The following is a 21502-nucleotide window of genomic DNA, read 5'->3' on the forward strand; positions in this document are numbered from 1 at the left end:
GCGGCCCTCGATCAGGCGCTGGCCGGCGGGACTGGGATCGTGCCACGTCGGCGGGCCGGTGGAGCCCGACGTAGAGCGGGCTCGGTCGGCACGGCGGTCGGCATACGTGGCGCTCCGTTGTTCCGGCGCACCTCTCCCAGTCCTCGTGACGCCGGAAGACTGACGCGGTCACAACCTTTTCTCTCGCGGACCCATCTATACGGGCATGGAGTCCACGGAGGACCGGGAACGGCAGTACACCGCGTACGTCGAGGCGCGGGTCCTGCCGTTACGAAGAACCGCGTACCACCTGTGCGGAAGCTGGCACGTCGCGGAGGAACTGGTCCAGGAAGCGTTCATCAAGCTCTACCTGAAATGGGACCGCGTGCGGGGCCCGGCCACGCTTGACAGCTACGTGCGGCAGGTCCTCGTCCGCACCTACCTGGAGACCACGCGGCGCTCATGGTTCCGGCGGATCCTGCCCACCGCGGAGTTACCGGAGGCCGCTGAGCGCGACGCCACAGACCCGGACCACCGGATGGACATCACCGCGGCGCTCGCCCGGCTGCCCGCCGGCCAACGGGTGGTGCTGGTGCTGCGGTACTTCGAAGGCCTCGACGTCAACGAAACGGCGAGGGTGCTGGGCCGTTCCCCCGGCACCGTCAAGAGCCAGACCTCGCTCGGCCTGGCCCGCCTCCGGGAGCTGCTGCCCGGCTACCTCAACGCGTCCCAGTAGGAGATGACAATGTCAGAAGCACAGCTCCAGGACATGTTCCGCCAGGCCGACGACGTCGAGCCACCGCTGCCCCCGCACTTCGTCGCTGGCAGCCTCGAGGCGGGACGCCGTCGGTTGCGGCACCGGCGCACGGTGCGCGCGACCACCGGTGGCGTCGCGGCCCTCGCCGCCCTGGCGATCGCGGCGACGGCGGTCGTCGGCGGTACGGGCGGAACCAGCGGCGTCGACCGCGGCGCCGTCAGTGGCACGCCGGCCGATGTACCCGGCCAGCATCAGGAGGTACCTGACGTGCCGCAGAACGCGATCGCCCTGCTGGAACGGGTGTCGCTGGTGGCCGGTCAGCGGACGGAGCAGGTCCGTCGCGACCAGTTCATCTACGAGAAGCGTCAGTTCAGCACGACGGTGCCGACCGAGGTGAACCCCAAGGGAGAGATAGTCGGCGTCTCCGAGAGTTGGGATTCCGTGGACGGGTCAAAGCCCGGCTGGACGGTGATGCCGGACAAGCGGGGACAGCAGTTCAGCGGGCCGACACCGGCCGAAGCCGATCCCTCGTTGGAGGGCAACACCACCTACACCTATCTGACGACCCTGCCCACCGACCCTTCCGCCCTGTTGGCCACGGTCCGCGCGGCGGTCGCGGCCCGACCGGGTCCCAAGCCCGGCGACCGCGTCGACGCCGACCAGGAGGCCTTCGAGGTGATCGGCGGAGTACTCAACAACACGATGCTGCCCCCGCGGTTGGGGGCCGCGCTCTACCAGGCCGTCGCCATGATCCCCGGCGTCACGATGATCACCGAGGTCACCGACCTGGCCGGCCGACCGGGCATCGCCGTGCAACGGGTCAGCGCGCAGAACGGCGACACGAGCACATGGATCTTCGACCGGAAGACGTACGAGTTCCTCGGCGCGAACCTCACCCGACTGACGAGGTACAGCGACGGGGACAGGTTCGCCAAGACCAGTTTCGCCATCCTGACCCGCGCCGTGGTCGACGAGGTCCGCCAGACGCCGTAGCGGGGAAAGGCGCTCGAACAGCGAAGGCCCCGGTCGGCGGAAGCGCCGTTGACCCGGGCCTTCCTGGTGAGAGCCGCCCCATGGCTTGCCGCCAACTACCAGCGAAGATTCAGCGCCGTAGACTCCCGAAGGTCACAGCCCGCCCGTAACCTATCCACCCGCACGGACGGATCGTCCTCCGGTCGGAATGAGGCGTCGCGTTCCCAGCCCGTCCCTCCTCCGTCGTCAGCCGTCCCGGCCGGTCGGCCAGCCAGACCCAGAACCTCGCGGCTGAGCATCCGCAGCGCCTGGATGAGCTCAAGGGCCAGCGGTGGTTCTACGCCGGCAAATACAACGGACTGCCTCTCGACGACCGCAGTCCCCTGGAGATCATCAGCACCCGTACCAGCAGGATGCGAGCTCGGACTCATCCGGGTGGGGTGAGCCGCCGGGCCGATCCGTGCGCGAGGCTGAGACGTCTGGCCGATCGGAGGAACGGGATGAGGGTGCGGCCGGTCCGTCTGAACTCGGCGATCGCGAGCCTGTTCATCGTGGGCTCGGCCTGCTTCGTGCTGGGGTCGGTGCCGGCGTACACCGACGCGGTTGGAGGCGTCGTCGACGGCGTCACCTTCTTCGTTGGATCGATCTTCTTCACCGCGGCGTCGTTCCTTCAACTCGTTCAGGCCCAGACTCCGGCGATGGGCGACGGCGCCGCGCTGCCGAGCTCACCGGAACCGGTGCGGTTATGGGCCTGGCTACCGCATGACCGGAACTGGCTCGCGGCAATCACGCAGTTCCCCGGCACGCTGTTCTTCAACGTCAGCACGCTGGCCGCTCTGGCGCACAACGCATCGGTGCGGGAGCAGGACCGACACGTGTGGCGGCCGGACATCTATGGATCGACCCTGTTCCTCGTGGCCAGCGCGTTTGGCATTCTCGCGATCGGGACCTTCTGGAGTTGGCGGCCGCGGATGCTGCCGTGGCGGATCGCGTGGGTGAACATGATCGGATCCGTCCTGTTCATGGCCTCCGCTCTGGCCAGCTTCGTCCTGCCCAGCTCTGGTGACGTGATCAATCTGTGGGTCGATGTCGCCGGCACGCTGCTCGGTGCGCTGTGCTTCCTGATCGGAGCCATCCTGATGTTCGCGGCCTGGCGACAGGCCGTTCACAACGCCGACCCCGCGGCCAGGCCAACCTAGGAGAGCGCGCATGACCACGACGCCCATGGGCAACGATGACGCTGACGCGGCTCTGTTCGGCAACCGGTTCGTCACGCGGGAGGTGCCGACCCGGGAGTTTCCGGATACGGGCATGACAGCCGTGGACGCCTTCCGTCTCGTCTCGGAGGAGATGGCGCTGGAGGGTGATCCGGCCCGGAACCTGGCGACGTTCGTTACGACCTGGATGGAGCCGGAGGCGCAACGGATCGTCGCGGCGAACCTGCACCGGAACTTCATCGACCACGCGGAGTACCCGCGCACCGCGGAGATCGAGCAGCGCTGCATCCGGATGATCGCGGACCTCTTCCACGCGCCGGGCGAGACGACCGGCGCGCGCACGCAGGGATCGTCCGAGGCCATCATGTTGGGTGGTCTCTCGCTCAAATGGAACTGGCGGATGCGTCGCGGGAACGCGGGCTCCTCGACCGCGATTCCGAATCTGGTCTTCGGCGGCGACGTACACGTGGTGTGGGAGAAGTTCTGTCGTTACTTCGATGTCGAACCCCGGATCGTGCCGCTTCAGCCCGGTAAGTACACGATCGGCCCGGACGACGTGGCGCCCCATGTCGATGAGAACACGATCGGTGTCGCGGCCGTGCTCGGGACGACGTTCACGGGGCACAAGGACGACATCGTCGGCATCAACGACCTGCTGCTCCAGATCAAGAGCGAGCGCGGGCTCGACGTGCCGTTGCACGTCGACGGGGCCAGCGGCGGCTTCGTGTGGCCGTTCCTCTACCCCCGACTCGCCGTGGGACTTCCGCCTCGAACAGGTCCGTTCGATCAACGTCTCGGGGCACAAGTTCGGGCTGGTCTATCCGGGCATCGGCTGGCTGATCTTCCGGGAGAAGGCGGACCTGGCCAAGGACCTCGTGTTCGAGGAGAACTATCTCGGCAAGACCGACTCGACATTTACCCTCAACTTCTCCACCGGCTCCGCGATGGTGCTGGCCCAGTACTACAACCTGGTCCGCTACGGTCGGGCCGGCTATCGCTACATCATGAAAAACATGCAGGCCAATGCTCGCGTGCTCGGCGAGAAGCTGGCGGCGATGGGCCGGTTCGAGTTGATCGGCCCCGACGAGGAGCAACTTCCCCTGGTGGCATTCCGCCTCGCCGCGGACAACGGATACGACGAGTTCGACATCGCCTGGCAACTCTCGGCCGAGCGCGGTTGGATGGTGCCCGCCTACACCCTCCCGCCGGATGCCCAGAATGTGACGATCATGCGCGCGTTGGTCAAGGAGACGATGAGCCGGGAGCACGTCGACACGCTTGCCCGGGACATCGAAGAGGCATGCGCCACGCTCGCGAAAAAGGGTGGCGCGCACGAGGCCGAAAGCCAGAAGGTCGTTACCGGGCCGGGACACTGATCGCACCCGAGAAGTTCGTCCGCGGCAGCGTCACGCCGACGCCCAGTTCCGATACGTGCACCAGGGCCGGCTCCGATTCCCCGCCAGGCTCCACGCGTGCTTCCCCACCAGCGGCTCACCAGACACGGCTCAGCCGACTTCGACACGCGACCTAGTCCTCAGCCTCCGCCGGGCGGTTGGTGCATGCCGAAGTCGGACGGAACCACGGCGACCTTTCTCCGAAAAGCGTCGAGGAGCAGGTCGCCCTCGTTCAGCCTGCGGTCCAGGACGGTTTCCTTCTGCTCGTCGTAGTCGGCACTCCCGTAGCTGTCGACCAGGTCGGCGAGAAGGTCGGCGACCTCGCCCAGATCGAGGTATCGGAAACCCTCCACGGCGCGTTCGAACTCGTCGGGCTCGATGACTTCCATCGCGAATCCCAGGCCGCCGCCCATCATGGCGCCGAAGACCCGCGAAACATGCGAGAGCCTCGCCACCCCGAGCGGCGTGCCGGGCGGGACCGCACCCTCGACACCGTAGTCGACCGCTTCGTTGTACACATCGTCGAGCGACATCAGATTCCCGGCAGGTTTCCCGGCAAGGCTTCCTTGCCGTACGTCCTGATCGTATTGATCACGTACATCCCGAAGTCCCACTGCTGGTTGAAGGGCATGCCCGCGAGCATGTTGCGAATGGATTGTCCGCCCGTCCAGTTGAAAGTCTTCGAATAGTATCCGTTCTTCGCGAAGTTGACGGTGCTCTCCAACAGCATCATGTTGTCCGGATGGTTGATCCACTCCAGCGGAAAACCAGACTTCGCCGCCTGGCTCTGTTCCACGACATGCTCCCAGTTCAGGGTTGGACCGCCCCGGGCGGCGTAATCCCTGGCCGGCCCGTGCGCCGTTTGCCATCCACCGGGCCTGCTGTAGCTCGGGAGTCCTTCCGCAGAGCACTGGCAGTTAGGTCCGCCGCAGTTGTGGACGAGTACCGGCTGGTCGGCGGCGAGCACATGGTAGGTGTGTGTGACGGCGACGGTGAGGTTGTACGTCGTGACGCCGGCCTGCCCGGCACGTTGTACGGCGCCGATCTCGACCCGCGTGCCTGCCGACGTCTGAAGCCACTGCCCCGGCTGCAGGTCCTTCGCGTCGACCCATTCGCCCGCCGGCAGCACCCAGAACGGATGGTTGTCCGTCGCCGTGATCGTCGCCGGTCCGTCCGTCCCGCCGGTCTCCACGGTGATCTGCACGAGTTCCCGGTCGCCGGTGCCGGTGATGGTGGCGGTCACGGGCTGCGCGGTCGTCCCGTTGTCCGGACCGGACGCCACCACGAGGTCGCCGACGGCGATCTTCTCGATGGGCTTGCCGGAGCCGTCGGCCATGAGGACGGTCGCTCCGGCGGTGAAGCTGCAGCCCTTGCCGCCGCCGCCGCCCTTGCCGCCGCCGGCCTTGGCGGCGCCGGCGGATCCGGCACCGCGGCTGAGTGCACCGCCTGTCACCTTCCCGGTGGCGATCTCCCCCGCTTCCTTCCACGCGGCCGCCCCGGCCGCCTTCGTCGCCGCTTTCGCGCCTTGGCCGGCGACGGCGGCCGATACGCCGGCCTTGATTCCCTGGGCGCCGGCCGATCCGAGGCCTCCGGTCACCGCCCCGATGACCGCGCCGACCGCTGCCTGTTTGGCCAGGCCTCCCCAGCTGAATTCGCCCTTGCCCTCGACCTTCGTCTCGACCGCGTACTGCACGGCGGAGCCCACGGCGCCGGCCAACGCGCCGCACGCGACGGCGCCCGCACCCGTCCAACCGATTGCGAAGCCGCAGCCCACACCGACCACCAGACCCGCGGCGAAGCCGGCGATGGCGGCCTTGTGGTCGTCGACCCAGTTGACGGTGGCGGTGGCGGCCTTCTTGCCCTTGCAGACGATGTCCCAGGTGCCGCACTTCTTCGACTTGCCCTTGCCGCCGTCCTTCTTGCCGCCGCCACCGTTGCCGCCGCCACCACCACCGCCACCGCCGGTTCCGTCGGAGGTGTAGGTGGGTGTGTTGCCGTACCATTCCTCGTCGGTCATGACCTTCAGACCGTCGGCGTCGCTGGCGGCCGTGGGTGCGTTGTTGGCGTAGGTGTAGCCGTTCATCTGCTGCGGATCGGTGAAGTCGACGATCGTGTCGATCGACACGAAGCGACCGATCGCCGGGTCGTACTCGCGCGCGCCGAGATGGGTTAGGCCGGTGGGATCCTTGGTGCCGCCGACGAAGCCCTTCTCGTTGGGCCACAGGGTCGGTGTGCCGCGTTCGGCTCCGAACGGGGTCTCGTAGCGACGGGTGACCGCCTGCCCGGCCTCGGCGATCGCGATCTGCTGTGTGCCGTGATGATCGCCGCCGAGCCACGTGACACCCGCGGCGGTGCGTTGGGCCACGGTCGTTCCGCCGAAGTTGTAGAACCGCGTGCAGGTCTTGCTGTTGGTGGCGCGGTCCCACCGCAGTTCCGCGTCGGGCAGGTAGAGGGTCTTCCCCTTGGCGTCGCGGCGGATGAGCCGGTCACCGGTGGCGGAGTAGACGTAACTGGTCTCGCCGGTCGGGTCGTTGGTGGAGGCGAGGTGGCCCTGGTGGTCCCAGGTCAGCGTCTGCAGTTCCCCACCGGGTGCCGGGCGGTTGAGCGTGTTGCCGGCTGCGTCGTAGGTGTAGCCGGTGGTTACCGACGCGCCGTCGGCGCTGCGGGTGACGCCGGTCAGCGTGTGCGGCTGGTCGCCGCCGTCGTTCGGGTAGTCGTAGGCGGTGGTGACGGCCTGGGTGTCGGAGGTCAGGCTGTGGTCGGTCTGGGTCAGGCGGCGACCGATGTCGTCATAGGTCCAGGATTGCCGGTACGGCGCCGGTCCGCCGAGGCCGGCCGCCGTCGGCGTCGCGGCGCAGTCGCCCGATCGTGGGGTCCAGGCCCCGGTGAGGCGTTGTAGGCCGTCGTACCGGAAGCATTGGACGTCCGCGGTCGCACCGGGTGGCGAGTCCGCGATCCGGGTCACCTTGCCGACGTCGTCGTAGTCGTAGGTGATGTCCGAGACGGTGTTCGGGTCGGCGCCGTCCCGCGCGGTGATGACCTGTTCGAGGCGTCCGGTCTCCAGTTCGTACTTGAACGTGCGGTAGACCCGGGACCCGGTCTCGCTGAACAGCCCTCGGTACAGGGTGAGCTGCTCGGGTTCGGCGAGCGCGTTGTAACGGGTGTCGGAGACGTAGCTCGCCTGCGGTGCCGAGCCGAGGAAGTTGGTCATGCGGTTCGGCAGGCCGAGATCGGTGTAGGTGAAGCCGACCGACTCCACCGGCAGGTCACCGGTCTCCGGGGAACCGAGACTGTTCGCGCTGCCGTCGCGGTTGTATCCCGCGTTGTAGTAGTACGTGCCTCCGACGCCGCCCTCCGCCATCGGGATGCTGATCGAGGTGCCGGTCTTCTGGTAAGCCAGGTTGTATCCGGTGGTCGCTACCGTGTACCGGTCGTTACCGACGATCCGGGTCGCCGAGGTGAGCTGCCCCTTGGCCTTGGTCACCTGGTCGGGCAGGGTGGTCTGGTCGTAGATCCACTCGACGATCTTGTTGGTCGCGGCGAGTGCGTCCTTGTAGATGCCGGTACGCCGCCCGAAGGCGTCGTAGGTGTAGAGCAGCTTGCGGTTACGGGCGTCGGTCGAGGTCGCCACCCGTCCGCCGGCGTCGTAGGTCGTGGTGAGGGTTCCGCTGTCGGGGTCGTCGAGGGTGGTCTGCCGGCCGGTGATGTCGTACCCGAAGACCCACCGGTTGCCCGCCGGGTCGGTCACCGTCGACAGGAGACCCCGGCGGTTGTACTCGTACGTCGTGTCGGCGTGCGCGCCCGTCGGGGTGCTGCCCATGTACGTGCGCGCCCGGGTGGTGTGGCCGCGGGCGTCGACGAACCTGGTGGTCGCGGTGCCGCCCTGTGGCGGCACCACCGTCGTGTGATCGCCGCCGTGGACGGTGTGGGTGCGCCAGCGTTCCCGCTCGTATGGCTGGAAGATGCTGTCCGTCGCCCGTCCCGCACCGTCGTACACCGTGCGGGTCTGCTTGGGGATCGTGTCCGCGGCGACCACCCCGACCAGGTCGATGCCCGGCGTGCCGGTGTTGTGGTACGTGTCGTACGCCTTCACCGCCCGGCCTGCGGTGTCGTAGAACGTGTCGGTGAGCAGCCGACCGCCCGATGGCGACGCCGACTGGGTCTGCCGTTGCCGCAGCATCCCGTCGTAGAGCGTGTAGGACGTCAGGTATGCGCCGGTCGGGCCGACCCGGTCGGTCGTCACCGCCGTCGCGCCGTCGCGGCGGACCGTGTATGTGTACTTGACGTCCGCGGGGTCGACGCCCTTGGTCTTGCCGGGCTTCCAGACGCCCGTCAACCGGCCCAGGCTGTCGTACGCCAGGCTGGACCTCAGGCCGTTCACGTCCTCGGTGGACGTCGACAGGCCCCACGCCGGTTCGATCGTGCTCGTGGTCGTCCAGTTCAGCGCGTTCGTGTCGACGGTTTGCGTCACCGGGCCGCCGCTCGCCGGCGTGTATGTGGTCGCCGACCGGAAGTTCAGCGCGTCCCACGACTCGACGGTGCGGCCGTGGCTGTCGAACGCCGCCCGGGCCACCGTGCTGAACACCGGCTGCCCGTTCGCCCAGCCGGTCATCTGCTCCATGCGGGTCACGTCACCGCGTTTCGGCGCGATGCCGGGATCCTGGCCGTCGTAGCTCGTGCGGGTGGCGCTGACGACGTCGTCGGCGGTGACGGTTCCCGCGGCGGCAGCACAGCTGAGCGCGTACGAGCGGGCACCGTGCGGCAGGCCGATGATCCAGGCGGTCGTGTTGCGCGGCTCGTAGGTGGTGGTCGAGCACTGCTCGTCGCCGGTCACGTCGACGTCACCGAGGTCGTCGACCTTGACGGCCATGCCGTAGGAGTCGAACTCCTTGACGGTCCTGGTCCGCTGCGCCGGCCGCCCGCCGTCGCGGGCTGTGCGGGACTCGGAGGTCCGGACGTCCACGTAGCGGGAGGCGACCTTCGCACCCGCGATCGTCCGGGTCGCGAGTTCCGCCGAATGCCATGGCTCGGACAGCGAACCGGAGACCTCCGCGCCACCGGGGCCGTTGAACGTCCGCTGCTCGCGGACCATGCCTGCGTACCAGTCCTCGTCGACGAACGTCCCGCCCTGCGAGTCGGTCACGCTGACCGACCGGGTGGTGCCGGATGGCCCCTTGTCGCCGTTCATGCCGCGGAAGTACGTCGTCTCCGAGTACGTCTGCTCCCCCGGGTCACCGACCGTCGTCCCCACCCTGCCGTAGCCGCGCCACGACGACCACGTCTTGCCGTCCTCGGACAGCAGACCGTCGTCGTCGGCGAAGTGCCAAGCCGGGTCACCGAGGTACGTGTACCGGTTGACGACCCGGGGCGCGCCACCGGTCAGGTCGGACTCGGTCACCGCGTCGACGACGTACTTGTGGAAGTAGTCGGTCTTCGCGGTCGTGTGCCCCTCCGGCGTCCACTTCACCGGGTAACACCGCAACGTGTTGCTCTCCGGCACCGTCGGCACCCGGGTACCGGCCACACAGTCCGGGTCGGAGTAGTCGATCTGCACCAGGCCACCGGTCTCGGTGTAGATCCCGACCAGGCGCCGCCAGTTCATCGACGGCGAATGGTCGACGGTGTCGACCCGGTTGTGCATCGGCTCGCCCTCGAACGTGATGTCCGGCATCGCCGTCGTGCCGCCCACGAGCCCGACGTGGGAGATCTTCTCCAGCCACAGCCCGGCCCGGGTCGAGTCCTCCGGGTCCGGGAAGCCGTGCGTCAGCGTCCACCGCTCGACATCGCGGAAATCGTTCGGTGCGCTGTTGCGCACCTGCGTGGTGACGGTCGACAGCCGGTTCGTGGTCCAGAACGACGGCGACGCGTTCAGGCACTCCTTCGTGGCGGACGCGCACTCCAGGTCCCACGGCGTGTCGGGCCACGTCGTCTCGTTGTGGGTGCCGCAGTTGGACAGGCACCGGTCGCCGTAGCCGAGCAGCACCCGCGCGGCGGCGTTGCCCGCGAACACCGAGTCGGTGCCGGTGGTCGGGTCCGGCTCCACCCGCGTGCCGTACTCGACCCGGTCCAGCCGCCCGCCGCGCACGTACGACACCGGCGTCGCGACGACCATGTTCTTCGCGTAGTGGTTGGTGTTCGACGAGTACCAGAACGACATCGTGTTGTTGTGCGGGTCGACGACGTAGTCGAGATTCCACCGCCACGCCTGCGTGCACCACGACGCGTTGTAGGTCGTCTGGTTGCACGGCTCGTTGACGTGGTTGCCGAACACCGGCATCGTCCACACCGACCCGGTCGGCTTGTTCGACGGTGCGCCCGGCAGCATGTTCTTCCCGAACCAGTACTGCGTCCCCGACGACGTGGTCAGCACCCACCACTCGCCGTTGCGGGCGCCGTTCGGTGCGCCGTACCGCCGCTCGACCCTCGACCCGTCGGCCTTGCGCGGGTGCCACCGGTTGACGTCGGTGGCGTCCTGGATCAGCTCCAGTGACCGGCCACCAAGGTTCACCGTCGCGTTGTCGGTGGCCCAGCACTGGTCGCCGGTCTTCGTGGTGTTGTTACCGCCGTTCTTGCGGTCCTCCCAACAGTTGCGGTACCGGCGCTCGACGTAGCCGCCGATCGACAGATCGAAGCCCTCGCCGATCTCCGTCGGCTGGTTGTTCGACGCCGCCATCCGCCCGTCGACCGACTGCGACGAGTACCCCAGGTCCAGCGACGGCTCCGGGCCACCGACAGCCGGCGGCACCCGCATCGGGTACGACCAGGAGAAGTCGCCGGCGTAGTTGCCCGCCGACCACGTCGACGACGGCGACAGAGACGTCGCCGCGAAGCTGCCTGCCGCGCCCGAGACGCCCGCTGTCAGCGCGACGAGCGTGGAGCCGCCCGCCCGGGCCGACTCGTCACGGGCCGGCGTTCCGACCGGCACATCCGCCGACACGACCTTGCCGACGGTGTCGTTGTCGCTCGCCAGCACCGTGCCCACGCACTCCGGCCGACCCGGCGAGGTCACCGCGCACTCCGGCAACGACACCAGCCGCAGGCGCGACGACCAGTCGCCGCCGTACGCGGTCGCGAAGTCCTTGTACGACACGGCCACGTTCACGCGTCCGTTGCCGGTGACGCCGTCGGCGCGGGCCAACCGCACCAGCACGCCCCGAATCCCGGCCCGCGCGGAATCGGCCTGCCCCAGCACGTCCACCGTGACCGCGGCCGGTGCTCCGGCTGCGGCCGTCACCGTGACCGGGCCGGCGGCCTGGGCCGCCGCGCGCTGCCCGGCCGGGGCGACGGACACCCTGGTCGACGACGCACCGGGCCAGGCGGGCGCCGGCTTGGCCGACGCTGGCCGGTACGCCGGGACGGCTGGAACCGTCGCCCGCACCGGCACGACCGCGATCGGCTTGACCTTCGCCGACGCCGGCGGGCCGGACGGGGCGACGGGCGCGGCGAGGACCGGCCCCGCCCCGACGAGGCTGACGGCCAGCACGAGCGGCAGGCTCACCGCGATGGTGCTGACGGCACGACGGATCATCCGCGACGGCGTGCGCACGGTGTGTCTCCTCGGTTGTCGGCAGGGCTCAGGGCTCGAAACGGTGGAACGTGACGGCGCGGTTGTTCGTGAACTCCGGTTGGCCCGGCAACGCCCGCGAATACCAGAAGTCGCTCACACGGACCGCTCTCGCTTCGCGTTCGTGCGCCTCGTCGATCCCGGCGTAGTTGTACGTCAGCAGGCCGTCTTCACCGAAGATCACCTCGTAGCTGACCCGGCTGGTCGGTGTCCGCGTCGAGCCGAGGTTGCGCACCTCGACCACGAACTGCCGGTTCGGTGCCGTACCGATGAGGGCCGTGCGCACGGTCGTCTGCGCGTCGAAGAACGTATGGGGGTCCTTGTACGCGTTCAGGGTGCGAATGTGAGAACCCCACCACTCCTCCAGGTAGAAGTCGCCCTCCTCGGTCACGTAGAAGGTGGTGAAGGCGAAGTCGAACACCTGGAACGGGAACGGCACCTCTCCGTACGCCTCCCAGAGGTCCTCCTCCGCCATCCGCCACGGGAGGATCGTCTGGTCGGCCGGAACGAACGGCGTGGTGGCAACCGTGCAGCCGTAGCCGACCGGGTCGCGGTACATCGAGTTCAGCGGGATGTCGACCTGGGTGTCACCGGCGACGTCGATGGCCGCCGCACCGGCGTCGCAGCCCTGGCGGGCGGTCATCACGTACCGACCGCTCTCGACGCCGCCGAGTGCGAAGGAGCCGGTCGTCGTCTGCACGTCCGTCCACAGTGGATCGATCGACACGAGGGCGTTCGGCACCGCCGCGCCGTTCCTGGTCACCCGGCCCGACACCGTCCACGGCCCGATCGGACGGGGAACGGTCGGGCGGGTGATGACCACAGCACTGCCGTCGGCGAGCAACGGTTCGTGGAAGCTGTACTGCGTGCCGATCCCGCCGGTGCGGCTCTCGACGCCGACCGCGGCGTACGCGCCCCGCGACGTCGGGTCGGGGCCGAGGTTCGCGTACGTGAATGCGAGATCGCCGTTCTCAGAGAGGATCACCTCGAACGTCACCCGGAGGTCCTCGGAGAAGAAAATGACGTTCCGCCACTCCACCACGAACTGCCGGTTCGGTGCCGTGCCGAGAACGGCCGTCCGCACGCTCGCCGACCCGTCCACCATCAAGTCGTCCCAGAACGGGGCGATGACGCCGTTGGGGGTCGAGCGGTCGGGCAGGCTGGTTCCCCGGTACTCGTCCGCGTCCGTCCCGTCGCCGATCGACAGGGTTCCGTTCGTGCTCACCCACGCCGTCGTGGCGCTCTCGCCGTAGAACGGCACGGTGAACGGCAACGTGACCTGGATCGTTTTGTCGTCGCCGGTCAGCGGCAGCACCGTCTGGTCGGCCGGGACGAACGGACGCTCCTCGGTCGAGCACGTGTACCCGAACAGGTCCGCCTGCGGGAACAGGGTCAGGCCCACGAACGTCGGTTCGTCGATCGTCACGGCGCTGGTGGCCGTCGCGCCGCACGGGCCGCCGGTCGCCGTCACAATGTATTGGCCGGCGGCCAGGTTCGGGAACGCGAACGAGCCGTCCGGACCCGTGCGCAGCGTCGCGCCGCCCGGCTCCAGCCGGACAAGGGCGTTCACGGCCGGGTTCCCGTTCGCGTCGGACGCGGTTCCGTTGACCGCGGGTAGGTCCGTGACCCGGGCGACCGCGGCCGCGGTCTCGCTCTGCCGGTTGTTCGCGGTCACAGACGCCGCGAATACGAACGTCGATCCAGGCACTGTCGGCGTGACCGTCACGGTCGCCTTCCCGCCGGCCGCCGGCAGGGTGACGCTGCCGCTGAGAGTCTGGTCGCCGAGGCTGTACCTGATTCGGGTGATGGTGGTGTCGCCGCGGGCGTCGAGGGTCACCTGCAACGGCCGTCCGATGGTGACCCGGCCGCCGTCGGACAGGGTGACGATCGGCGACACCGGCTTGAGTTGCTTCTCGAATTCCATCTCGGTCGGACTCAACGTGCGGGCGTAGACGCGCAGGTCGTCGACCACCCCCACCATGCCGCCGAGCCGGGCACCGGCGGACTTCCGCCCGCCGAGCACGAGTGGGCCGGTCGCGTTGAACCCGCCGGTGAGTGTCGCGGTCTGCGCCTGAGCCACGCCGTCGACGTACATCCGCAGCGTGTGGCTGGCGGCGTCGTAGACCGCGGCGACATGGGTCCACATGCCCGCGGCCGGCGCGGCGTCGGACTTCACCGTCGCGATCGACGGGGCGTCACCGTCGACCGACGCCATTGCGAACGTCCAACGCTGGTCGGTCCCGTGGTACCCGACCCAGAACGCGGACGTCCGCTCCCCGTCGGCGGACACGACCACCGGGACGGAGTTCGCAATGGCGGCGGGGCGCTGCGCCCAGAACGACACCGCGAAGTTCGCGTCGGTCCGCACCGTCGTCGCCCCACCGGTGACCGGGTCGCGGGTGGCGATCGGACCCGCGGTAGTGCCGAACGTGCCGCCGCCGTTCGGTACCGCTACCGTGCCGCCGCGGCCCGACGTGCGACCGACGCCGGTGAGCGTCATCGCGTTGCCGTGCCCGGTCGAGTCGACGGCCGCGCCGCTGCTCTCCTCGAAACGCCACAGCGCGTCGGGACCGGACCCGGCCCGCACCCCGAACGTGTGCGTGCTCGGGGCGGCCGACAGGTTGCCGGCCACGTCGATGGCCCACACCCGCAGCGTGTGCACGCCATCGGTGGGCGGGGTGACGGACACCGTCGCGCCGTGATCGGTGCCGGCGTTCACGCGCGGCGCCTGCGCGCCCTGTATGCCACCGTCGACGGTGTAGGCGTAGGCGACCACATCGGCCGGGTTCATGGCCGGCGGCGCGATCGTGAACGTACCCGCGATCCCGGCGCCGCCGTGCAGCTGGCCGTCGGACGGGTAGCTCGTCGACCCGACCGCGCCCGGTGTCGACGGCGGTGTGACGTCGACGGTGAACTCGCACTGCGCGGAGAACTGCCCGACGTCGATGCCGTCGCCGGCCTGGGCCCGAACCACGTAGGTGCGGCCGTCGACCAGTTTGCCCGCCGGGATCGACACGACCGCGTCGGTGCCGGACGCCAGGTCGGCCTGGGACGCCTGCTCGCCGACGCCCACGGTGCCGCCGAGCTGCCACCAGGTGAACGTCACGTTGAGCGGGCGGGCCAGGCCGTCGGCGTCGCTGACCCGGGCCCGCAGCTGCGGCGTCAATGTACGGACGTACGGACGCCCGGCGCCGGTCCCACAGGTACCGTCGGCGACTCGCAGCTGGTCCGGCGCGTTCGGGTACGAGTTGTAGGTGACGACGAAGCGGGCCGTCGATGCATCGAACTTCTTCCACGCGTTGTGGTTGGACTCGTTCATGGCCTTGAGCCCGAGCGTGATCGAGCCCCAGCCTTCGGCGGCGGCCTGGCGGGCCAGCCCGGTGAGGCCCCACTCGGTGTGCTTGGGCTGCTTGCTGCAGTTGAAGCTCGACCCGGACGCCGCGGCCGGGTAGACCCACGAACCGGCGTTGTTGCCCCAGTTCGTGTCGGAGCGCGGGGCGTTGCCGACCCGGTGCACGTCGGTGTTCGTCCCGCCGCAGGACCACGAGTGCAGCAGTTCCATCGTCAGTTTGGCGTCGAGCACGTGCTTGCCGAGGTACTCGGCGTTCTGGAACTCGAACAACGACCGGTAGGTCATCGTCTGCGCCTCGTCGGTGTACCCGACCTTGGCGCACGACTTCGTCTTCGGCTCCCACTTGGGGCAGTCGAACTTGTCGTAGGACCAGTACGACTGGCCTGTGAACCGACTGTTGATCATCGTCCAGGCCGATGCCACCAGTGCCGGGTCGACGAACACGGGGTACGTCGTCGCCGATGCGGTCAGGAACTTCCGGTCCGGTCGCACGGTGAGCGTCGAGCCGGACAGCGTCAGCGGCATCGCCGCGTCGCGGGCACCCGCGGTCGCTCCCCGCGCGTCGGATCCGGAGTCCGAGTCGGAGCCTTGGCCTGACGAGTCCCACATCTTCGGTGTTCCCGACGCGAACACCGTCGCGCCCGCGCCGTCGACGACCTTGAGCGTCCCGGCGTCGCCGGCACGCATGGTCAGCCCCTTGGCCTCGACGGCGAAGCGCACCTCGGCCAACGCCGGGTTCTTCGCCGCGGCGGGCGTCTTCACCACGAGGACCTCGCTGAAACCCTCGACGTCGGCGGTGACCACCAGGTCGACGTCCGGCAACACCGACGGGTACGTCACCTGCGCGCCGGATACCGTCGGCGGCGGCAGCGGACCCGGCCACCGCAGCGACAGTTCACCCTTCGCCGCCCGCAGCGTCACCAGCGGCGCGTCGCCGCCGGCGGAGAAGGACATGTCCGTCGCGCTCGCAACCGGCGCCAGCCGGCCGTCGACCGGCCGCAGTGCCGGGTCCGGCGTCGCCCACCCGCCGTCCTTGCGCACCCGCTGCACCCGCGCGGCGGTCACCGCAGTGAGCGTCGCGTCGGCATTGACGAACACCTGTGCCTTCTCGGTGCGTGCCGACTCGTCCTCGACCTGGCGCCGGCAGCGCGCGGCGATCGCCGCGGCCGTCGCACGGTCGGGCGCCGTCGCGGGACAGGTGGTCGCGGCCGGCTGGGTCGGCGCCGCGGTGCCGGGTGACGCCGGGAGCGCCGTGCCCGACAGCACCAGGGCCACGACGAGCAGGCGACGGAGCGGATGACGCCTCCGGACAGGCCGAATATCCGGGTGTTCCTTGATGGATGACGAATACCCGCCGACAATCACGGTGAGTTACCCCCAGGCCACACTGAGATCGATGGCGGTAACCATAGTGGATGATCACTGTGTGCAATTGGTGGTGAACTTCACACAAAGAACCATTGACTCCGGTCGAACTCCTCCGGGGCGGCACGGCCCTCCCGGCGGCCCGCCGATCGGGGCCGTCCCACACCCGTCTCGTCGAAGGAAACTGCTGACGATGTCCGTCCCTGAACCACCCTCGCTGGCGGCCGACGCCTATGTCACACCGATCACCGCCGAGCCACGCGTCGGCGAATACGGCGTACACGCCTTCGGCCGCGCCGTTGCCTCCCACCTCGCCCGCGCCCTCAACACCGCCGTCCAGCCACCGACCTACCGGGAGAACCGTCGGGATCAGCGGAACCTGCCGAAGGCATCGACACTCGCGTTGACGGTCACGGGCCACGACGTACCCATCACCATCTTCGACGTCCCCACCCAGCCGCCGCGGCGACCCACGACGGTGTACGCCATCACCCTGGACGGACAGCCGGTGCCGTTCGAGACCGCCACCACCTACGACCTCGACGGGCAACTGGCCCGCGCAGTCTGGGTCGCAAGCCGCAGGCGTCACCACGCCGATCGACGCCATCCGACACACGCAACCGTCGACGCAGCATCGGCACCTCGGACGACGTCAGACGTTCCAACCCACGCCGCCGCGACACCGTCGCCGCCCGACAACAGGCCCGGACAACGAACCCAGACATCCGCGTTGGCATACGCCGCCGTACGGTCCGGACGAAACGTACGGCGGCGCACGGCCGAGGGAATGCGATGGCCGTCGCTAGCGCCGATTCACATCTGACGACATCGACTTGCCGAGAGAGGTTTCGGCGGTCACGTGTGACCGACGGGCATTGACCTGGTTCTTTAGGGTGGAGGTAATACGTCGTTACTCGAACCGCCCTGACCTGCTGGGACCATGATCGAAGGCCGCGCCCATGCCCGTCACGCGTGGCCGCCGCAGCTGAAGCCGCCGCCGCTGTAGCCGCCGCCGTCGCCGTAACCGCCGGTATCGGCGTAGCCGCCCGAGCCCGCAACGCCGTGCCCGCGTCCGCCGCCCCGCAGCTGCCGGTGCGGGTCGCCCGGGTCCGGGCGCCCGGCCTCGCGGGCGATCCGGCGCAGCTGCCTGCGCTCCTCGGAGTAGGACGCCCTCGTCGGGGCGTACGCCCGTAGCCGGCTCCCGTCGGGGTCGGCGGCGTCGTAACGGTCCCACTGCCGGGTCAGGAACAGGAACGCCGGCTCCCGCCTCGGGTCCGACGGCAGGTGACCACCCGCGACGACCACCTCGGTCGCGGCACGGTCGCCGGCCTCCGCGCGGCGGCACAACAGATCCCGCACCCCGACGGCTCTGGCGGCGGCCAGCGCCCGCACGCACGCCGCGCGGACCGTCGGCGGAACGCCGCTCTGGTTCACCACCCTGAGCAGCATCTCGGCATGTCCGACCGCGAGCGGGAACGCGGCGAGCCGCCGCCCGTCCGGATCGGCGTCGTCGAGCCGGTGGAACTGCCGCGTCGCGATCAGGAACAGCGGCACCAAGTCCGGGTCGGCCGGGACGAACCCACCCGCGGCGGCGTAGCGGGCGGCCGTCTCGTCACCTTCGACCGCGCGGCGGGCGAGTTCGATGCGCACCGGGCCGTCGGCCTGCGCGGTCAGCGCCCGGCCACAGGCCGTCGACGCGCTGATGCCACCACGGTGTCGCGGCACCCGGGTGCCGTGGGTCAACCGGTCCAGCAGGTGCTTGACCAGGTTGACCGGGTCGAATCCGGTGATGAGGTCGGTCCGGTCGCGCAGCACCATCAGTACGGCCAGGTCGGGCGAGCGGTCGGGGCGGTCGACCGGTCGGGGCAGGTGCGGGTTGGTGAGTATGGCCTCGAGCAGCGGTGTCGGGGTGCCGTCGTCAGTCCACAGCCGGTGGTGGCGCTCCTGCCGGGCGACCCGCAACCCGAGTTCGGCCCACAACCCCTCGACGAACTCGAATTCGAGGGCGCCCAGCAGGGACGGCTCGTCGGTGCGGTGCAGCACATCCCGGAACCCGGTGGCCAGGTCGGGATCGGCGATGGGCCGCAGGCCCAGTCGGACGACGATCGTCGAGGCGTTCAGGCCACGGAACGGCTGCGCCATGCCCGCCACCACCCGGAGCCGCGGCTCGTGCGCGCACGCCGGGTCGGCACCGAGCAGGAACCGACCGATCGCCGGGTCAAAGCCGTCGTCGTCGCGGAGGACGGCCAGAATCCGATCCCAGATCCGTTCCCACGCCGGCGACCGGCCCTCCCACAGCCGCTCGAGCGTCGCCGCGGCACGGGTCCGGGCCGCGGCGCTGCGGCCCGTTGTCATCACCTCGATCAGGGTCCCGACCCGGGATTCGTCGGCCGATGCCCGCAACGCGCGACGGCCGACCCACGCCGTCGCGAGGACGCCGACCGGCCACCGCCGGACGGCCAGCCACTGGAGTACTCCACCCGCCATCCATCCATCGTGCCGGATCCCGCCGGGAAGGCGTCCGATCGAGGGATCCACATGCGGCGTCACGTGACGAACGGGCGGTCGGCCACCCCGTCGAAGTCGCTGTCGACCTAGCCGCCTCCGGGCGGGCCGTCGCTGTCACAGTCGTGCACGAACACGTCGACCCGACCGCCCTGATCACGGTCGACCGGGTGGCGGCCGCTACGCCCGGACCGTAGTCGGCAGCCGGATCAAATCGACATCGTGCCTGTGTGCGGCGGCGGCGCCACCGGGCGGCACCCGACCGCGTCGAGCGTCCGCGGCCCGATGCGAGGAGGGCGGCGCTGTGCCGGACTGGTCGCCGGCGTCGTCGCGGCCCACTCCGCCGTCGCCGGGCGAGGTTGCACCGGCCGGCAGGTGCGCCGGTCAGACCGCCGCCGTGATGGTCCAGTAGTTGTTGGTGCTGTTGTTCGGTGTCCACATACCGGTGACCGAGCCGGCGGTGCCGTTGCCCATGCCGTCGAGGGCGGTGCCGGTGCCGCGGTTGATGATCTGGTGGCGCCCGCCGCCCACGTTGTTGAGCCGCCACTGCTGGTTGTTGCCGCCGTTCCAGGCTGCCTGCCGGGCCGGGGCACCGTTGGTGGCGTTGCCCCAACTGTCGGCCACCATCCCGTTGGTGCGATTGACGATGCGGTACCAGCCACCGCCCAGGTCGACGAACTGCCACTGCAAGTTGGTGCTGCCGTCCCAGTTCCACTGCTTCAGGTTCGAACCCGACGCGACGTTGCCACCGCTGTCGAGCGCCAGGCCCGTGGCGACGTTGCCGACGCGTACCCAGCCGGCGATCGGACCGCCGCCGCCGAGCGTGGGGATGGGACCGGTGAAGCTGAGCTTGAGCACGTAGGCCGGGGCGTTGTAGGGCGTCGTGGCGGGCAGGGTCACGTGCAGGCCGGCGCCGTCCTGGGTGGGCGTGGGTAGGTCGATGTAGGAGCCCGCGGTGGAGCCGAGCAGTCGCGCCGACGTCAGTGTGCTCAGATTGATGCGGTTCGACGCCAGCGTGGTGATGTGGGCGGTACCGCCGGGCCAGCCGAGCAGGGTCGCGTACAGCACTCGGTTGTCCTTGCTCCGGGTGAACCGCACATCCTGCGCGGTGCCGGTCCGCGGCGTCTGGAAGGTCCCGCCGCCCATCTGGGTCGGACCCTCGCCGTAGACCTCCCAGGCCCGCGTCGCGTAGATGGACTCACCGAAGCGGCGCAGATAGTCGCCGATGGCGAGCAGGACGCTGCGCTGGCCGGACGGGATGGTCCCGTCGGCCATCGGGGCGATGTTGAGCACCATGTTGCCGTTCTTGGTGACCCGGTCGATCAGCGCGTGCAGCAGCGCGTTGGAGCTGTAGTAGCCGATGCCGACGGTGTAGCACCAGCTGGAGCTGCTGATGCTGTCGTCGGTGAGCCAGTACGGTATCTGGATCCCGGCCGGTCCGCCCCGCTCGAAGTCGAACACCTCGCCGCGGTTGTTGAAGCCGTCCTTGTAGGTGGCGACGACCTCCTTGTTCCAGGCGACCGCCCGGTTGTAGTAGTACGACAGGAAGTTCAGCCGGTACGACTCGGGAATGGCGCCCAGGTTGAAGTCCTGCCACAGAATGTCCGGCTGGTAGCCGTCGATGATCTCCTTCAGCTTGTCGTACCACAGCTGGTACTCCGCCGGCGTGCCGAGCTGGCCGTACAACTTCCTGAGGCCTGGATCCGACTGCGCCGGCACGAACTGGTAATAGCCGGTGAAGTTGTACGCGTGGTGCATCGCGACCATGAGCTTCAGGCCCTTGGCGCGGATGGCGTCGGCGTGCAGGCGTAGCAGGTCCAGCCGCGGTCCCCGGGCGACCGAGTTGTACTCGTTGACGCTGCTGCTCCACATCGAGAAGCCGTCGTGATGTTCGGCGACCGGACCCGCGAACCGGGCACCGGCGTCGGCGAACAGCTGTGCCCATGCCACCGGGTCGAATGCGCCGCCGGCCGAGGCCAACCTGGGTGCGAACTGGACGAAGTTGCCGGCCCGGTCGCGGGCGCCGTTGATGAAGTTGTGGTACGGCCATGCTGACGGATCGCCGTAAACACTCTTGTGGTGGTTGTTCTCGGGCGATCCGTTGTTCCACATGTTGCGTGGGTACCACTCGTTGACGAACGCCGGAACGCTGAAGGCACCCCAGTGGAAGTAGATGCCGAACTTGGCGTCCTGGAACCACTCCGGCGCCGGCGGGTGCTGATCTACCGACGCCCAGGTGGCCGAGTAGCTCGTCGGGCCGGGGATCGCCGCCGCCGCGGAGCCCACGCGGAAGAGTCCGACCGAGCCGCCGGCAGCGACGGTTCCAGCGGTCCCGAGCGCCTTGACGAGGGATCGCCGGGTCACGAAGTTGTGGGTCATCGATTCGCTCCTTCCACC

Annotated in this window: 11 protein-coding genes and 1 pseudogene; 6 read left to right on the forward strand and 6 right to left on the reverse strand. The window is 69.4% G+C overall.

Going from position 1 to position 21502, the window contains the following annotated elements; translation table 11 throughout:
- Positions 1–205 precede the first annotated feature (205 nt).
- On the forward strand, positions 206–715 hold the full coding sequence (locus tag Vau01_RS52295; protein ID WP_204008938.1) for a SigE family RNA polymerase sigma factor: 510 nt from the start codon (positions 206–208) through the stop codon (positions 713–715).
- 9 nt (positions 716–724) lie between these two features.
- Positions 725–1729, forward strand: a complete 1005-nt coding sequence (locus tag Vau01_RS52300; RefSeq protein WP_204008940.1) for a CU044_5270 family protein — start codon at positions 725–727, stop codon at positions 1727–1729.
- 406 nt (positions 1730–2135) lie between these two features.
- Here Vau01_RS52300 and Vau01_RS64095 read toward each other — a convergent pair whose 3' ends face one another.
- Positions 2136–2363 carry a hypothetical protein gene (locus tag Vau01_RS64095; protein ID WP_239152680.1) on the reverse strand — a complete coding sequence of 76 codons (228 nt, stop codon included), beginning with the start codon at positions 2361–2363 and terminating at the stop codon, positions 2136–2138.
- A 43-nt stretch (positions 2364–2406) separates the two neighbouring features.
- Between Vau01_RS64095 and Vau01_RS52305 the strand changes: the two genes are divergently transcribed.
- The 3 genes and pseudogenes from Vau01_RS52305 to Vau01_RS52310 all read left to right on the forward strand — a co-directional run bounded on the left by Vau01_RS52305 (position 2407) and on the right by Vau01_RS52310 (position 4301).
- On the forward strand, positions 2407–2907 hold the full coding sequence (locus Vau01_RS52305; protein WP_239152683.1) for a hypothetical protein: 501 nt from the start codon (positions 2407–2409) through the stop codon (positions 2905–2907).
- Between the two features lie 205 nt (positions 2908–3112).
- Positions 3113–3604: pseudogene (locus Vau01_RS64875) on the forward strand (pyridoxal-dependent decarboxylase); the annotation flags it as partial.
- A complete protein-coding gene (locus Vau01_RS52310) occupies positions 3498–4301 on the forward strand; it encodes a pyridoxal-dependent decarboxylase (protein WP_275424044.1) in 804 nt (267 codons plus the stop codon). The pseudogene Vau01_RS64875 and the gene Vau01_RS52310, both read left to right, overlap by 107 nt.
- Positions 4302–4459: 158 nt before the next feature.
- Here the strand turns inward: Vau01_RS52310 and Vau01_RS52315 are convergent, their stop codons facing one another.
- The 3 genes from Vau01_RS52315 to Vau01_RS52325 are packed head-to-tail and all read right to left on the reverse strand — an operon-like array spanning position 4460 to position 16510.
- The gene (locus Vau01_RS52315) at positions 4460–4852 is read right to left on the reverse strand and encodes a hypothetical protein (RefSeq protein WP_204008944.1); all 393 of its coding nucleotides are present in this window, start codon (positions 4850–4852) and stop codon (positions 4460–4462) included.
- The gene (locus tag Vau01_RS52320; protein WP_204008946.1) at positions 4852–11865 is read right to left on the reverse strand and encodes a polymorphic toxin-type HINT domain-containing protein; all 7014 of its coding nucleotides are present in this window, start codon (positions 11863–11865) and stop codon (positions 4852–4854) included. The genes Vau01_RS52315 and Vau01_RS52320 overlap by 1 nt, the downstream gene beginning before the upstream one ends.
- Positions 11866–11893: 28 nt before the next feature.
- Positions 11894–16510: an NIDO-like domain-containing protein gene (locus tag Vau01_RS52325; protein ID WP_204008948.1), complete on the reverse strand. Its 4617-nt coding sequence runs from the start codon at positions 16508–16510 to the stop codon at positions 11894–11896.
- A 61-nt stretch (positions 16511–16571) separates the two neighbouring features.
- On the opposite strand from Vau01_RS52325, the gene Vau01_RS52330 reads away from it, so the two are divergent.
- On the forward strand, positions 16572–17423 hold the full coding sequence (locus Vau01_RS52330) for a hypothetical protein (RefSeq protein ID WP_204008950.1): 852 nt from the start codon (positions 16572–16574) through the stop codon (positions 17421–17423).
- A gap of 143 nt (positions 17424–17566) precedes the next feature.
- On the opposite strand, the gene Vau01_RS52335 is transcribed toward Vau01_RS52330, so the two are convergent.
- Together Vau01_RS52335 and Vau01_RS52340 are read right to left on the reverse strand one after the other, a co-directional pair.
- Positions 17567–19087 (reverse strand): hypothetical protein, encoded by a 1521-nt coding sequence (locus Vau01_RS52335; protein ID WP_204008952.1) that lies wholly within the window; start codon positions 19085–19087, stop codon positions 17567–17569.
- Between the two features lie 402 nt (positions 19088–19489).
- Positions 19490–21484 carry an alpha-L-fucosidase gene (locus Vau01_RS52340; protein WP_204008954.1) on the reverse strand — a complete coding sequence of 665 codons (1995 nt, stop codon included), beginning with the start codon at positions 21482–21484 and terminating at the stop codon, positions 19490–19492.
- Positions 21485–21502: the final 18 nt, after the last annotated feature.

Origin of the sequence: Virgisporangium aurantiacum, assembly GCF_016863635.1 — a bacterium.
Taxonomy (GTDB): domain Bacteria; phylum Actinomycetota; class Actinomycetes; order Mycobacteriales; family Micromonosporaceae; genus Virgisporangium; species Virgisporangium aurantiacum.